Raw genomic sequence first — 13,257 nt, 5'->3', positions numbered from 1 at the left:
GCCCCTGGCCGCTGACATCGCCGCCGGCGCGGTAGGTGCGGCATCCGGGCAACGCGATGACGCTGAACCAGTCCCCGCCTAACCCGTCCTCGGCGTCGGGCCGGTAGAGGGCGCAGTACTCCAGCCCGACAGCCTCCACCCGGGCAACCGGTTGCGCCACCGCGTGCAGGACCGCGGCGCGCGCGCGTTCGTCGGCGTAGACCTTGGCCCGCACCAGGGCCTGGCTGACCATCGTGGCGACGGCAGACACGTACGCCCGCTGGGCGTGGTTGAACGGCTGGACCTCCGACCACACCAGCTGGAGAACGCCGAAGGGCTTCCCTCCGCCGGCGAGCGGCCAGGTCAGCACCGACTGGGTACCGCTGGCCAGCCACCAGCGCATCCGGTCTGGATATGCGGCGGCAAATCTCGTCGGCCACCACCGACCAGTCGTGTGGAACGTCGCAACGATCGGCCCTTCGGCGATCATCAGGGCGGCGGAGGTGTCACGAATGGCAATGGGGGCGCCGGATCGCAACACGTCGTTGGCCACCGTGTGCTCGTCGAGATCGACTCCGACGCCGGCCTCCTCGACCATTGCCTCCGGATACCCCGAGACGGTGACCCAGTCCAGCCGTTGGCCGTCCTGACTGACCAGACCGAGGCTGAACGCGCTTGCCCCGGCCTCGTTCAGAACCTGCTTCTCCAGTGCCTTACCGATGTCGTCGGGGGTGAGCGCGCCGGACAACTCGATGGCCAGCCGCGAGAGCGTCTCCAACCGCAACCGCTCACGCCGCTCGACCTCCCGTTCCTGCACCGCCCGCAGTCGTGCCGAGGCTTCCTGGGCGATCAGCATGGCTACCACGACGATCACCGCGATATAGATCTGGGTAACGGCGACCTGGTCGGCCGGCGTCATGTCGGTATGGCTGAAAACTCCCTCGCCGCGGGTGGTCATGAGATTGGCCAAGAAGGCCGCCAACGCGCCGGCGATCGCCGCGCCGAGCATGTCGAGGCGGAAGGCTGCCAGCGCCAGCATCGGCAGAATCAGGATGGACGGCGGGAAATGACTCCAGAACGTCGCGACGGATAACGCGGCGGTGACCGCCAGCACGCCCGCGGTCTCCCACGGGCGCCGGCGCAGAATCCTCCGCTGCAGGCCCCACAACAGAATCGGCGAGCCCATCACCAGGACTCCGAGTGCGTCGCCGGTCCACCACGTGACCGCCGCGCTGAACCAGGGCGCGCCGTCGTGAAGCGCACTGGTCGTCGCACCGATCACAGCACCGAATACCGGCGCGATCAGACAGGCTCCGAGGATGAAGGCGGCGAAATCCCGGCGGATACGAAGATCCGGCCGGCCGCCGCACAGCGCCAGCACCAGACTGGCCCCGATGAGCGGTTCGACCACGTTGGCCGACGCGAACGCAGCAGCTACCCACAACGGACTTCCGAACAGCGTGTCGACCAGCACTTCGGCGGCGACGACAGCGAGTGCGATCCAGGGCCATAGCGGGCGGCGGCTGACCATCATCGCCGCAGCCGTGACCCCCGCTGCCGGGTAGAAGAACGACGGGCCGCCCGCGGAAAAGGAGTACCACGACAGCAGCGAGCCCGCGGCGAAGGCGACGAACACGGCCAGGACGCGGCCGGCGTCGGCAAGCACAGCCGAATGGTGGCGGGACGGGCTGACCTCGGGAGTCACCTCAGCAGCCTGAAAGTTGTTGGGTGCGTCCCTAATAAGACTCACCGTCTGATGCTACGTGCCTGGCCCTTCAGCGCAATTCGGAGTCTTTGACACTTATGAAAAAGTGCACTGCGGTTCGAGGTCAGCCGCCGACGACGAAGGTCGCCTCGACCTGAGCCTCGACCTTCACCTGGTCGGGACGGAGGGTGAACCCGGCGCCCTCGTCGGCCGACGCAGCCATCGCGCTGGCCATGACCACCTTGCGATGCGAGTTCACACCCGGGTCGCTGATGCTCCGGACCGCCACCGGGCCGAGGTCCAGGGCGTCGGCGTAATCCTGGGCGCGGCGCTTGGCGTCGCGGACAGCCTCCTGCCGGGTCGACCGTTCCACTGTCAGTCTGTTGGCCTCGGTCAGCGCCCAGTCGACGTATCCGATTCCGACGCCGTCGACCGGAGCGGCCCAATCCACCCACGACGCGAGTTCGTCGATGTCGGTGAAGGTGGCGGTGACCGAGACCGCGGCGGTGTGGACCAGCGGCAGTTGTTCGCCGTCGCTGTTATACGGCCGGTGCGACCCTTTTCGGACCTGTTCGATGGCGAACCGCGTCACCGGACCGCGGTGCGGGTCGTGCCTCGCCTCCAGCGACGCCCGGACCTGCGCCAGCGTGCCGGCCACCAGCCGCACCACCGGTTCCGGCGCCGGACCGTCGGCGGTGACGGTGACGTAGACCGTCGCCTGCTCAGGCGGCAGCGACACCGAGTGGGATCCGCGGACGGTGATCTCGACGTCGGTCATAGGGGCCACCCTAGTTACCCCCGTCGAGTGAGGAGCCCTGCAGACACCTACTCGGACTTCTTCTGCAGGGTTCCTCACTCAACGGTTGATGGGGCTACTTGATCAGCGGGTCCCGCGGCATACCGAGGATGCGCTCGGCGATCTGATTGCGCGCGACTTCTGAGGTGCCGCCGGCGATCGCCATGCCGCGGGCGCCCATGGCGGCCAGCGCGGCCAGCGCACCCTCACCCTCGTCCAGCGCGATCTCCGGACCGACCAGTGCCGCGGCGATCGCGCCCTGTTCGCCGAAGTGTTCGGCCAGTTTCAGTTTGGTGATGTTGCCCTCCGGGCCAGGTCCGGCCCCTTCGATGCTGCGGGCGGCGCGGCGCAGGTTGAGCAGCCGCAGCGCATGGTCGTCGGCCAGGAACCGGCCCACCCGCTGCTGCGCTCCGACCATCCGGTCACCGTGGGTCTGGGCCAGGTAGACCAGCCAGGCCGACGCCGGCGCGATACCGCCTGCTCCCCCGCCGATGCTCACCCGCTCATTGCCCAGCGTGGCGCGGGCCACCGTCCAGCCGGAGTTCGGTTCACCGACGACGTCCTCGTCGGGCACGAACACGTCGTTGAGGAAGACCTCGTTGAACTCCGAGCCGCCGGTGATCTGGCGCAGCGGGCGAACCTCCACCCCCGGGGCGTTCATATCGAGGATCACCATGGTGATGCCGGCGTGCTTGGGCACGTCGAAATCGGTTCGGACGGTGGCCAATCCACGCTTGCAGTAGTGCGCGCCGGACGTCCACACCTTCTGACCGTTGATCTTCCAGCCGCCTTCGACGCGGGTGGCTTTCGTCTTCACCGCCGCGGCATCCGAGCCGGCCGACGGCTCGGAGAACAGCTGGCACCAGACCTCGTCCTTGCGCAGCGCCTTCTCCACGAACCGCTCGATCTGCGCTCGCGTTCCGTGCTGGATCAAGGTCAGGATGACCCAGCCGGTGATGCCGTAGTCGGGGCGCGTGACGCCGGCAGCGGCGAACTCCTCTTCGACCAGCAGCTGCTCCACCGCTCCGGCGGCGCGTCCCCACGGCGTGGGCCAGTGCGGCATGACGTAACCGGTGGCGATCAGCTCGTCGAGCTGGGCTTTGGCGTCGAGGGCCGCGATGCGTTGCGCCTCGGCGCGGATCTCGGCCCGCATCTGCTCGGCCTCCGGCGGCAGATCCAGGCTGTTGGCCCGCTTGAGGCCGGCCGCGGTCATGGTGAAGACATCGGTGGCCGGGCCGTCGCCGCCGAGCAGCGACTGCACGGTCAGTGCGCGGCGCAGGTGCAGATGCGCATCGTGCTCCCAGGTGAAGCCGATACCGCCGTGCACCTGAATGTTCAGTTCGGCGTTGCGCACGTAGGCCGGAAAGGCCAATGCGGCCGCCGCCGCGGCGGCCAGATGAAACTGCTCTTCCCCGTCCGCAGCGGACTCTTCGGCCGCGCGGGCGGCGTCCCACACGCAAGCCACCGCCGATTCCGAGCCCACGAGCATGTTGGCGCAGTGGTGTTTGACAGCCTGGAAGGTGGCGATGGTGCGGCCGAATTGCTCGCGCACTCCTGCGTATTCGACGGCGGCGTCCACGCAATCCGACGCTCCGCCGGCGGCTTCGGCGGCGAACAGCGTGCGGGCGCGGGCCACCGCGGCGGCCCGCGCACCCGGCAGTACCTCGGCTCGGGCACCGGTCAGCGTCACCGTTCCGGAGCGCCGGGCGCGGTCCAGATTTTTCGGAACGACCACCGCTACGCCGTCGGCGCCACGCTCCACCAAAAGCATGTCGTCACCGGCGGCGATGAGCAGCAGATCGGCCAGCCCGGCACCGAGCACTACCCCGGCCGAACCGCTCGCCGTCGTCCCGGACACCGTGACGTCACCACCGAAACCGACTGCGCCGGTCTGGGTTCCGTCGATCAGCCCGGGCAGCAGCCGGGCCTTCTGCTCGTCGGTGCCGACGGCCGCCAGCACCGCCGAGACCACCGTCGTCGGGACGAACGGCCCGGGTGCCACCGCGCGGCCCAGTTCGTCGATGACCACCACCAGTTCCGGCAGGCCGTAGCCGGACCCGCCGTAGGCCTCGTCGACGTGCAGTCCGAGCCAGCCGAGCCCTGCCAACTCCCGCCAGAACGGCGGGCGGGTCTCTTCGTCGGCGTCAAGCAGTTCCCGGGCGGCCGAGCGTGCTTTCTGGGCGGTCAGGAAGGAACGTACAACCCCACCGAGCTCGCGGTGGTCGTCGGTCAAGGCGATGGGCATCGGTGTCTCCTTCGACAATCGGCGACGTTACCGCTCGCTGCACGCCGACGGAGCGCCGGGCTATTGCAGTGCGGAGATCAGCTGACCGATGGTGTGGTGCGCTTCCAGCGGATGGCGCAACCGGCCTTTCGGATTGACCGTGTAGAAGTTGCGGCGGCCTTCTTTCGTCTTCTTCAGGTAACCGCCGTCGGTCAGGTCCGCCAGAATCACCTGCACAGCACGTTCGGTGATGCCGATCCGCAGCCCCAGTTCACGGGCGGTCAGCGACTCACCCCTCGACAGGCAGAGCAGGACGTGGGCGTGGTTGGTCAGGAAAGTCCATCCACGTCCCTCGGCAGCCATGGTTGATTTGTACCACTGGCGCGATTCGCGTAAGCGGAATCGCGACTAAAGCCGAGCGAATTCAGCCTTACCGCGTTCGAATTCCGAAAGCATCGCCGCGGTCAGGGTCGGCCTGACCTCCCCGATGGCCGTCAGATAATCCTCGGTGACCGCCGGCTGCCCGCGTTGGTCGCGCATCTCGCGTTCGAAGGCGGCCTGTGAGCCCTTGCGGGCGGCGAACTCGATGTCAGCCGGGGTGAACAGCTCCGAGGCCGTGGCGAGCCGGTCCACGTCGATGCCTCCGTTGGCCGCGCCCAGGTAGCGCTGCCAGACCGCGCGGCGGGCGGGCTGGTCCGGCGGCCCGACCGGAATCACGTAGTCGAAGCGTCCAGGCCGCAGGAACGCCGAGTCCAAGGAGTGCACCGTGTTGGTGGCGCAGACCAGCAGCCGGCTGTCGTGCTGACGGAAGGCCGGAATCAGTTTGAGCAGTTCATTGGTGACGCCGAGCTCAGCGGTCGAGGCGCCCGATCGCGCGGTGGCGATCTCCTCCACCTCGTCGATGAACAGCACCAGTTCGTCCAGTTCGGCCAGATCGGCAAAGGCCTCCCGCAGCGACGCCGCCAGTCCCCCGGTACCGGTGGCCGCCAGGCGCGACGGGAACAACTCGACGAACGGCCAGCCCAACCGGGACGAAATCGCCTTGGCGAAGCTGGTTTTCCCGGTTCCCGGCGGACCGAAGAGGATGACGGCCTTGGGCGGGCTGACGCCGTACCGGTCAGCCACGTCGGGGTGCGCCAGCGGGTCGACGATCCGCCGTTCGATGATCTGCTTCTCGCGCTCCATACCGGCCATGTCACCCCACAGGCCGGGCGGCAGCAGCTGGCCCCCGAGCTCCTCCAGCAGGTTGGCCTGATCAGGGCCCAGGTGCTCGATCAGCTCGAAGTACACCAGCCCCTCGCGGCGGGCGTAACCCGAATTCTCCAGCGCCGCCGCGCCGGTGGCACCCGCCGGCAGCGCCGCGCAGATCCGGCGCACCCCCGCCGAGCGCAGCCGCCGCTCCAGATCCGCCAGCAGCGCCGACCCCACGCCCCGGCCCCGCCAGCGCGCGGCCAGGGCCAGCAGCAGAATCCACGCCCGCTCCCCCTGGGTCTGGGCCACCGCCATCCCGATCACCTCGTCGCCCACCTCGGCGACCACCGCGGGCTGGCCGGCGCGGGCGGCGGCCATCACCTCGGCGACGCTGAACACCGGTTCCACCGACTCGCCGCCGCGGCTCTGGTCCCACACCGCGATCGCCTGGTCGAGGTCCTGGTCGTGATAGTCGCGCAACCGCCAAGCCGGCATGGCTACCTCCTTCTCGGGTACCGGTAGAGCATGCTCGGCTGCGCTGCTGGCGCATCCCCCAACCGGTGGATATCGGCAGGGAACGCGCCGGGGATGCGAGGATTCCGACCAGCGCTGCTTTCGAGGGGAGCTTCATGGGATCACCAACCGCCGCGCCGCCGGATCGCATTGAGGAAACTCGGGGCGACGTCACATTCGTGCGGACCGACAAGGATCTGCCGCCGGTGGCCGTTATCGATCGCACCCCGATCACCGCCAGGCACAAGGTGGTGTTCGCCACTATCGCCGTGCTGGGCGCCGTGGCGTGGGCCGTCATCGCCTTCGTGCGCGGCGAGACCGTCAACGCCGTGTGGTTCGTCATCGCGGCGATCTGCACCTACGTCATCGGGTTCCGGTTCTACGCGCGTCTGATCGAGATGAAGATCGTCCGCCCGCGCGACGATCACGCCACCCCGGCGGAGATCTACGAGAACGCCACCGACTACCTGCCGACCGACCGGCGGGTGCTCTTCGGGCACCACTTCGCCGCGATCGCCGGAGCGGGTCCGCTGGTGGGTCCGGTCTTGGCCACTCAGATGGGGTATCTGCCCGGCACCATCTGGATCATCATCGGCGCGGTGCTGGCCGGCTGCGTGCAGGACTACCTGGTGCTGGCCATCTCCACCCGCCGCCGCGGGCGCTCACTGGGCCAGATGGCCCGCGACGAACTCGGTGCGGTGGGCGGCACCGCGGCGATCGTCGGCGTGTTGGTGATCATGGTGATCCTGCTGGCGGTGCTGGGACTGGTGGTGGTCAACGCTCTCTCCGAAAGCCCCTGGGGCGTGTTCTCCATCGCCATGACGATTCCGATCGCCATTTTCATGGGCCTCTACCTGCGGTATCTGCGGCCCGGCCGGGTGTCGGAGGTCTCGCTGATCGGGGTGGGTTTGCTGCTACTGGCGGTGGTGGCCGGCGGCTGGGTCGGCCACACCGAGTGGGGCCAGCAGTGGTTCACCCTGTCCAAGGTCACGCTGTCGTGGTGCCTGATCATCTACGGCCTGGCCGCCTCGGTGCTGCCGGTGTGGCTGCTGCTGGCCCCGCGCGACTACCTGTCGACGTTCATGAAAGTCGGCACCATCGCCCTGCTGGCCGTCGGGATTCTGCTCGTCCGCCCAGTCATGGAGGCGCCCGCCGTTTCGCAGTTCGCCACGTCCGGTGCGGGCCCGGTGTTCGCCGGGTCGCTGTTCCCGTTCTTGTTCATCACCATCGCCTGCGGCGCGCTGTCCGGTTTCCACTCGCTGATCGCCTCGGGCACCACACCGAAGCTGCTGGAGAAGGAAAGCCAGATGCGGCTGATCGGCTACGGCGGCATGATGACCGAGTCGTTCGTGGCGATCATGGCGTTGATCACCGCCTCAATCCTCAACCAGCACTTGTACTTTGTGATGAACGCCCCCGCCGCGGCCACCGGCGGCACCGCCGAGACCGCGGCCTCCTACGTCAACACGCTCGGGCTGTCCGGGCCGCCGATCACCCCTGCCGAAATCGACGAGGCCGCCGCCAGTGTCGGGGAGCAGTCCATCGTCTCGCGCACCGGCGGCGCCCCCACCCTCGCGTTCGGTATGGCCCAGGTGCTGTCGGTGTTCGGCGGCAGCGGCCTCAAGGCGTTCTGGTATCACTTCGCGATCATGTTCGAAGCGCTGTTCATCCTGACCACCATCGACGCCGGCACCCGGGTGGCCCGGTTCATGCTGTCCGACGGGTTGAGCAACCTCGGCGGGCCGTTGCGGCGGCTGCACGATCCGAGCTGGAAGGTCGGGGCGTGGGTGTGCAGCATCATCGTCGTCGCTGCCTGGGGATCGATCCTGCTGATGGGCGTCACCGATCCGCTGGGCGGCATCAACACGCTCTTCCCGCTGTTCGGTATCGCCAACCAACTCTTGGCTGCCATCGCGCTGACGGTGGTCACCGTGGTGGTGATCAAGATGGGACTGCTGAAATGGGCTTGGATTCCTGGAATTCCGCTGCTGTGGGATCTCATCGTGACCCTCACGGCGTCGTGGCAGAAGATCTTTTCCGGTGACCCCAAACTCGGCTACTGGACCCAGCATTTCCAGTTCCGCGGCGCCCAGGAGGCGGGCAGGACCTCCTTCGGGGCGGCCAAGAACCCCGACCAGTTGTCCAACGTCATCCGCAACACCTTCATTCAGGGCACGCTGTCGATCATCTTCGCCACCGTGGTCCTGATCGTCGTCAGCGCAGCGGTGGTGATGTCGATCCGCTCCATCCGCGGACGCGGCCGCCCGCTGGCCGCCGAGAAGCCTGTTCCATCGCGAATCTTCGGACCTTCCGGACTGCTGGCCACACCTGCGGAGAAGGAGGTGCAGAAACAATGGGACGCGATCTCCGTGTCGGCCGCCTCGCCGGCCAGATCCGCTGGTACGTCAGCTCATTGATGGGCGACAACCACTACCGGCGCTACCTGGCGCACCGCGGGCGCACACACCCCGGCGAACCGGTCCTCAGCGAAGCCCAGTACTGGCGGGAGCGCCACCGCCAGGCCGATCGAACGCCGGGCGCGCGCTGCTGCTGAAATCAGGGCCTGTTTACCGGCGCCGTAGCGGTACTGGGTCCGGCCGGCGAACGAAAGACCCGGCCCCTTGTTCAGGGACCGGGCCTCTCCGGGGCACGTTCGTAGGAGGCGCGGTGGCATGCCAGAGGCGTCCGACGCACCCTGTACCCGGTCTCTCCGGCGGGCAAACCTTCCAATGCCGGAACAGCATTCGACGACTGCTACGGTTTTTGACAACAGCCGTGCGCAGATAGGGGACCCGATGGACCTGGCCTGGTCAGCGAAGGACATGGAGTTCCGCGACGAGGTTCGGGCGTTTCTCGACGAGAAGCTCACCGACGACCTGCGCCAGGCCGGACGACTGATGACCAGCGTGTACGCCGACCACCAGGCCAGCATGGCCTGGCAGGCGATCCTGCACGAACGTGGCTGGGCCGCCCCGGCTTGGCCGCTGGAGTACGGCGGCTGCGACTGGACGCTGACCCAGCACTACATCTTCAGCCGGGAGTCCACCCTGGCCGGAGCGCCGGAGCTGTCCCCCATGGGCATCCGCATGGTCGCGCACGCGATCGTGGCCTTCGGCACGCCCGAGCAAAAGGACTATTTCCTGCCGCGCATCCTCACCGGCGAGGTGTTCTTCTGCCAGGGCTACTCCGAGCCCGAGGCCGGCTCAGATCTGGCGTCGCTGTCAATGGCCGCGGTCGACGACGGTGATGATCTGGTGTGTACCGGCAGCAAGATCTGGACCACGCACGCCATGGAGGCCAACTGGATCTTCGCCCTGGTGCGCACCACCCGGGCCGCCCGCAAGCAGCAGGGCATCACGTTCGTGCTCATCGACATGACCTCACCCGGCATCGAGATCCGGCCGCTGGTGATGACCTCCGGCGAAGAGATTCAGACCCAGATCTTCTTCGACGGGGTGCGGGTGCCCAAGTCAGGAGTCATCGGCACGATCGACGACGGCTGGACGGTGGCCAAGTACCTGCTGGAGTTCGAACGCGGCGGTGGCGCGATGGCGCCCGGACTGCAGGTGATGGCCGAGTCGATCGCCCAGGAGGCGCGCCGCCGGCCCGGGCCGGTCGGCGGGGTGCTGCTCGACGATCCGGCGTTCGCGGCCAAACTGGCCGACGTGCGTATCCGCACCGAGGTGCTGGAGATCCTGGAGTACCGGGTGCTGGCCGCGGTGACCGAGGGCCGCAACCCCGGGGCGGCATCGTCGATGCTGAAGATCCTATCCACCGAACTGAGCCAGGCGATCACCGAATTGGCCATGGAGAGCGCCGGTCCGCACGGGCGGGTCTACCAGCCGCACGCCACCCGGCCGGGCGGCCCGATCGCCGATTATCAGCCGCCGGCGGACGGCTACGTCAGCGGCGAGCCCTGGCAGGCGGTGGCGACGCTGCGCTATTTCAACGACCGAGCTGGCTCAATCTACGCCGGCAGCAACGAGATTCAGCGCAACATCCTGGCCAAAGCGACCCTGGGGCTTTAACACCATGCACTTCACCCTTTCGGCCGAACAAGAGATGCTGCGCGACGGCCTGAGCAGGTTTCTCGCCGCGCGCTATGACTTGGAGGGCAGCCGCGCCGCCGCCAAGACCGGCGCAGGCTGGCAACCCGACATCTGGCGTGGATTCGCCGAAGAACTGGGCATTCTCGGGGCCACCCTGCCGGAGTCGGCGGGCGGCATCGGCGGCGGCCCGGTCGAGGCGATGGTGATCGCCGAGGAACTGGGCCGCGCGTGCGTGATCGAGCCGTTCATCGATTCAGTCGTGGTGGCCGGCGGGCTGCTCCAGCGTGCGGGCGGGGAGGCGGCGTCGGTACTGGAGCGTATCGGCGACGGTTCGGCCGTCGTCGCCGTCGCGGTCGGGGAAGGCTCGGACCACTGGGAATCATTGTCCACCAACGCCGCTCGCGAGAGCGATGGGTGGGTACTGAACGGTTCCAAGAGCGTGGTGATGTCGGCGCCGATCGCCACCCATCTACTGATTGCCGCGCGCATCATCGGCAGTTCCGCTGAGCAAAAGGGTATTTCACTTTTCCTCATCGAGTTCGACGTTTCTGATCCGCCTTCCGGCATGACGGTGCACAGCTACCGCACCATCGATGACCGCCGCGCCGCCGACCTGGTTTTCGACGAGGTCCGACTGCCCGCCCATGCGCTGGTGGATCACGACGCGTGGGCGTCACTGGCTTGCGCGCGCGATGAGGGCGCCGCGGCGGTGTGCGCCGAGGCGGTCGGCGCCATGCGCAAGGTGCTGGCCGACACCGTCGACTACTGCAAGCAACGCCAGCAGTTCGGCGCGCCGATCGGCAGCTTTCAAGTGCTGCAGCACCGGATGGTGGACATGTATATGGAACTGGAGCAGGCGGTCTCGGCGGTCTATCTGGCGGTACTGAATCTCGATGCCGAGCCGCATACGCGGGCTCGGGCGGTCTCGGCGGCCAAGGCCACCGTGGGGCGGGCGGCGCGCTTCGTCGGCCAGAACGCCGTCCAATTGCACGGCGGCATGGGCATGACCGAGGAGTTGGCCATCGGTCACTACTTCAAGCGGCTCACCGCAGTGCAGTACGAATTCGGTTCCACTGATCACCACCGGACGCGGTATGCGGAGCTGACCCGGGGTTAGCAAGCGGCCCCGGCGTGAACCGCCCGCCCGCCGGTACATTGGCGTCATGCTGAACAAGATCGCCGACGCCCTCGGCCAGGTGGCCGAGGGCGCGGGCTCCATCGTCGGAATCCGGACCGGTACCGAGGAGCCGTCGTTCACGGTGGAACGCCGGGTCGGGGACGTCGAGATCCGCCGCTACGGACCCCGGATCGCGGCCGAAACCACCATCGACGCCAACGAGGAAGCCGCCCGCAACGAGGGCTTCCGGCGGCTGGCCCGCTACATCTTCGGCGGCAACCAGGGCAAGACCAAGATCGCGATGACCGCACCGGTGGCCCAGCAGTCGGGCCAGAAGATCGCCATGACGGCGCCGGTGGCCGCACAGCAGAGCGCGACCGGGCAGTGGACGATCCGCTTCTTCATGCCCTCGGAGCACGCGATGGACACCCTGCCCACTCCGAACGACGAGCGGGTCAGCCTGGTGACGGTTCCCGGCGAGCGGATGGCCGTGCTTCGCTTCACCGGCACTTACAGCCCGGACGTCATTGCCGCGCGCACCGATGAACTGCTGAAGACCCTGCGGGACAACGACGTCCAGACAGCCGGCGAGCCGATGGCGTGGTTCTACGATCCGCCGTGGACCTTGCCGTTCCGGCGCCGCAACGAGGTCGTCGTCAGCCTGGGCGCCGCTTAGGAAGCAGGCGCGGCCGGCACGGGTGGTACCGGCACCGGCGGCGCGGGCGTTTCAGCAGGCGGGGCGGGGGGAGCCTGATCGGGTGCCACCGCGGGCGGGGCCGTCGGGCCTTGGTTGGAGGGCACGCTGTCGGCGATCTTGCCGGGGTCACCCGGACGCTGGGCGATCAGTAGCAGCGCGTCGCTGGCCGACACGTCCTTGCCGCGGACGGCCTGCCAGATCTCGCGCAGGTAGCCCAGCTTGGGATTTTCCGGGGCGGCCAGGGTCGTGCCCGGTGGGAGGTTCTCCGGACTGGGCAGGTGCGACACCACGTCGGGCGGGGTGAGCGGAGCAGCGGCTGGGGCTGCCGGGGCGGCTGGGGCTTCCGGAGCGGGCAGCACGACCGGTTCGCCGGGCGGAGCGGGATCAGCGCCGGCCACCGGTGCGGTCAGCGCCGCCAGGCCGACACCGAACGCGCCGACAGCCATGCGGACCCCTCGACTACCGACCACCGCCGCACCTCCGCATCGCGCCACCGTCACACCTCCGCTTCGCGCCACCGTCACACCTCCACTTCGCGAACAAGGCATACACACGTCTTGTCCGACTATGCCCGCGATTCGTTACACCTGCCACCCCAATCACAGCTGGTTAGCCGCACCAACAGGTGGACGCGAGACGACGGCGATACGGTGGACTTCGTCCAACACGACAGAAATCGGGACCAACACGACAGGGATCGGGGGTACGACATGCGGCTTTCCGAGGGCCAGCAGGACGTCGACGCCGACGCCCACCGGGCCGTCGGCTGGTTCCGGTTCTACTTCGACGACGACCGCTGGGAGTGGTCGCCGGAGGTGCAGGCGCTGCACGGATACCCGCCGGGCAGCGTCACCCCGACCACCGATCTGGTGCTCTCCCACAAGCATCCCGACGACCGTGCGCACGTCGCGGCCACATTGGACGAGATCCGGCAGCGCCACCAGGCCTTCAGCACCCGGCACCGGATCGTCGACACAGCCGGCGAC

At 68.3% G+C, this 13,257-nt stretch carries 12 protein-coding genes; 6 read left to right on the top strand and 6 right to left on the bottom strand.

Going from position 1 to position 13,257, the window contains the following annotated elements; translation table 11 throughout:
* The 5 genes from ADBZ6I_RS10945 to ADBZ6I_RS10925 form a co-directional block, all read right to left on the bottom strand.
* A partial coding sequence (locus tag ADBZ6I_RS10945; RefSeq protein ID WP_526383681.1) for an MASE1 domain-containing protein occupies positions 1 to 1,729 on the bottom strand: 1,729 nt, incomplete at its 3' end.
* A gap of 79 nt (positions 1,730 to 1,808) precedes the next feature.
* The gene (locus ADBZ6I_RS10940) at positions 1,809 to 2,462 is read right to left on the bottom strand and encodes an SIMPL domain-containing protein (protein ID WP_526383679.1); all 654 of its coding nucleotides are present in this window, start codon (positions 2,460 to 2,462) and stop codon (positions 1,809 to 1,811) included.
* 94 nt (positions 2,463 to 2,556) lie between these two features.
* Positions 2,557 to 4,725 carry an acyl-CoA dehydrogenase family protein gene (locus ADBZ6I_RS10935; RefSeq protein ID WP_526383677.1) on the bottom strand — a complete coding sequence of 723 codons (2,169 nt, stop codon included), beginning with the start codon at positions 4,723 to 4,725 and terminating at the stop codon, positions 2,557 to 2,559.
* 60 nt (positions 4,726 to 4,785) lie between these two features.
* On the bottom strand, positions 4,786 to 5,067 hold the full coding sequence (locus tag ADBZ6I_RS10930) for a winged helix-turn-helix domain-containing protein (protein WP_526383675.1): 282 nt from the start codon (positions 5,065 to 5,067) through the stop codon (positions 4,786 to 4,788).
* Positions 5,068 to 5,112: 45 nt separating this feature from the next.
* Positions 5,113 to 6,390, bottom strand: coding sequence for an ATP-binding protein (locus ADBZ6I_RS10925; RefSeq protein WP_526383673.1), 1,278 nt, complete (start codon positions 6,388 to 6,390; stop codon positions 5,113 to 5,115).
* A 134-nt stretch (positions 6,391 to 6,524) separates the two neighbouring features.
* On the opposite strand from ADBZ6I_RS10925, the gene ADBZ6I_RS10920 reads away from it, so the two are divergent.
* The 5 genes from ADBZ6I_RS10920 (at position 6,525) to ADBZ6I_RS10900 (ending at position 12,250) form a co-directional block, all read left to right on the top strand.
* A complete protein-coding gene (locus ADBZ6I_RS10920; RefSeq protein ID WP_526383671.1) occupies positions 6,525 to 8,825 on the top strand; it encodes a carbon starvation CstA family protein in 2,301 nt (766 codons plus the stop codon).
* A complete protein-coding gene (locus ADBZ6I_RS10915; protein WP_526383669.1) occupies positions 8,762 to 8,962 on the top strand; it encodes a YbdD/YjiX family protein in 201 nt (66 codons plus the stop codon). Before ADBZ6I_RS10920 ends, ADBZ6I_RS10915 begins: the two co-directional genes overlap by 64 nt.
* Positions 8,963 to 9,203: 241 nt before the next feature.
* Positions 9,204 to 10,436 carry an acyl-CoA dehydrogenase family protein gene (locus ADBZ6I_RS10910; protein WP_526383667.1) on the top strand — a complete coding sequence of 411 codons (1,233 nt, stop codon included), beginning with the start codon at positions 9,204 to 9,206 and terminating at the stop codon, positions 10,434 to 10,436.
* Between the two features lie 4 nt (positions 10,437 to 10,440).
* Positions 10,441 to 11,574: an acyl-CoA dehydrogenase family protein gene (locus tag ADBZ6I_RS10905; RefSeq protein WP_526383665.1), complete on the top strand. Its 1,134-nt coding sequence runs from the start codon at positions 10,441 to 10,443 to the stop codon at positions 11,572 to 11,574.
* A gap of 46 nt (positions 11,575 to 11,620) precedes the next feature.
* Positions 11,621 to 12,250 carry a GyrI-like domain-containing protein gene (locus ADBZ6I_RS10900; protein ID WP_526383663.1) on the top strand — a complete coding sequence of 210 codons (630 nt, stop codon included), beginning with the start codon at positions 11,621 to 11,623 and terminating at the stop codon, positions 12,248 to 12,250.
* On the opposite strand, the gene ADBZ6I_RS10895 is transcribed toward ADBZ6I_RS10900, so the two are convergent.
* On the bottom strand, positions 12,247 to 12,717 hold the full coding sequence (locus ADBZ6I_RS10895) for a hypothetical protein (protein ID WP_526383661.1): 471 nt from the start codon (positions 12,715 to 12,717) through the stop codon (positions 12,247 to 12,249). The two genes, ADBZ6I_RS10900 and ADBZ6I_RS10895, sit on opposite strands and share 4 nt — an antisense overlap.
* Before the next feature lie 264 nt (positions 12,718 to 12,981).
* Here ADBZ6I_RS10895 and ADBZ6I_RS10890 point away from each other — a divergent pair.
* The coding region (locus tag ADBZ6I_RS10890; protein ID WP_526383659.1) for a PAS domain-containing protein at positions 12,982 to 13,257 on the top strand (276 nt) is incomplete at its 3' end.

It is taken from the genome of Mycobacterium sp. (assembly GCF_044342925.1).
Classification (GTDB): domain Bacteria; phylum Actinomycetota; class Actinomycetes; order Mycobacteriales; family Mycobacteriaceae; genus Mycobacterium.
The sequence above is the reverse complement of the archived record's forward strand: the minus strand, read 5'-3'. Positions and strand labels throughout refer to the sequence as shown.

Bases quoted from the DNA above. Each gene is read 5' to 3' on its own strand.
- ADBZ6I_RS10940 (WP_526383679.1), bottom strand. From the start codon at position 2,462: ATGACCGACGTCGAGATCACCGTCCGCGGATCCCACTCGGTGTCGCTG.
- ADBZ6I_RS10935 (WP_526383677.1), bottom strand. From the start codon at position 4,725: ATGCCCATCGCCTTGACCGACGACCACCGCGAGCTCGGTGGGGTTGTA.
- ADBZ6I_RS10930 (WP_526383675.1), bottom strand. From the start codon at position 5,067: ATGGCTGCCGAGGGACGTGGATGGACTTTCCTGACCAACCACGCCCAC.
- ADBZ6I_RS10925 (WP_526383673.1), bottom strand. From the start codon at position 6,390: ATGCCGGCTTGGCGGTTGCGCGACTATCACGACCAGGACCTCGACCAG.
- ADBZ6I_RS10920 (WP_526383671.1), top strand. From the start codon at position 6,525: ATGGGATCACCAACCGCCGCGCCGCCGGATCGCATTGAGGAAACTCGG.
- ADBZ6I_RS10915 (WP_526383669.1), top strand. From the start codon at position 8,762: ATGGGACGCGATCTCCGTGTCGGCCGCCTCGCCGGCCAGATCCGCTGG.
- ADBZ6I_RS10910 (WP_526383667.1), top strand. From the start codon at position 9,204: ATGGACCTGGCCTGGTCAGCGAAGGACATGGAGTTCCGCGACGAGGTT.
- ADBZ6I_RS10905 (WP_526383665.1), top strand. From the start codon at position 10,441: ATGCACTTCACCCTTTCGGCCGAACAAGAGATGCTGCGCGACGGCCTG.
- ADBZ6I_RS10900 (WP_526383663.1), top strand. From the start codon at position 11,621: ATGCTGAACAAGATCGCCGACGCCCTCGGCCAGGTGGCCGAGGGCGCG.
- ADBZ6I_RS10895 (WP_526383661.1), bottom strand. From the start codon at position 12,717: ATGGCTGTCGGCGCGTTCGGTGTCGGCCTGGCGGCGCTGACCGCACCG.